The organism is Candidatus Glassbacteria bacterium (assembly GCA_019456185.1).
Classification (GTDB): Bacteria; Gemmatimonadota; Glassbacteria; order GWA2-58-10; family GWA2-58-10; genus JAJRTS01.
The window spans coordinates 1-1,077 of the sequence record VRUH01000164.1; the positions used below are offsets into that span (position 1 = coordinate 1).

Sequence of the window (1,077 nt, forward strand, 5' to 3'; positions counted from 1 at the left end):
GACCAGGATTGCCGCCGGCTGCTGTGGATCGGCAAGGACCGCACCGCCAAGACGCTGCTGCGCTTCTTCCGCATGATCGGCAAAGAGCGGACGGCGGCCTTGCAGTTCGTCTGCAGCGACATGTGGCGGCCGTACTTAAAGGTGATCGCGAAAAAGGCCTCGCAGGCCCTGCACATCCTCGACCGCTTCCACATCGTGGCCAAGCTCAACAAGGCCATCGACGAGGTGCGGGCCGCCGAGGCCAAAGAGTTGGCCGCCAAGGGTTACGAGCCAGTACTCAAGCACAGCCGCTGGTGCTTTCTCAAGCGGGTCGTCAACCTGACCCGTAAGCAATCGGCCCGGCTCAACGACCTGCTCTGTTACAGCCTCAAGACGGTGCGAGCCTACCTGCTCAAGGAGAGCTTCCAGGCCTTGTGGGAGTACAAGTCGTACCACTGGGCGGGTGTCTTCCTCGACGCCTGGCTGAAGCGGGCCATGCGCAGCCGGCTGGAACCGATCAAGAAGGTGGCCCGCAGCATTCGGACGCACGAGCACCTCATTTTGAACTGGTTGGCCGCCAGGAAGGAGTTTTCGAGCGGAATCGTGGAGGGGCTGAACTACCGCATCAAACTGACCATCAGAAAAGCGTACGGCTTCAGAACGCTCGCTGCGGCCGAAATGGCCCTCTATCACGCCCTGGGCTGCCTACCAGAGCCGGAACTCGCCCACGAATTCTGCTGAGGAGGCCTTATTCCTCGGAGCCTGTCTATGCAAGATCCGGGCAGCGCTTGGAGCATCGAGTGCGCCGATCTCGCATCCGTTTGCCTCAAACGATGGACATATTCGCAGAACTGCTGAAAGATCACTATCGAATCGAATTGTCCGACAAAGGACGATTCGTGACGGAGGCGATCGACCTTTGGGGTGATCTGGACGCGCTCGCCGCAACGATGGCCGACACTCAGCAGCGCGATCTGCTTCGGTGTTTCGCAAGCGCGAACAAGGACGAGTGCGTTCGTGTATCATCGAGCAAACGGGGATACCTGTCATTTGACGATGTCGCGCGGATTCTCGGCGACGACCAACAGGCGGCCGTGC

At 60.2% G+C, this 1,077-nt stretch carries 2 protein-coding genes; both read left to right on the forward strand.

What is annotated here, in order from left to right; all coding sequences use genetic code 11:
* Window positions 1-720 (forward strand): ISL3 family transposase (locus tag FVQ81_18645; GenBank protein MBW7998550.1); only part of this gene is annotated, 720 nt, incomplete at its 5' end.
* Between the two features lie 59 nt (window positions 721-779).
* Window positions 780-1,077 (forward strand): hypothetical protein (locus tag FVQ81_18650; protein MBW7998551.1); only part of this gene is annotated, 298 nt, incomplete at its 3' end.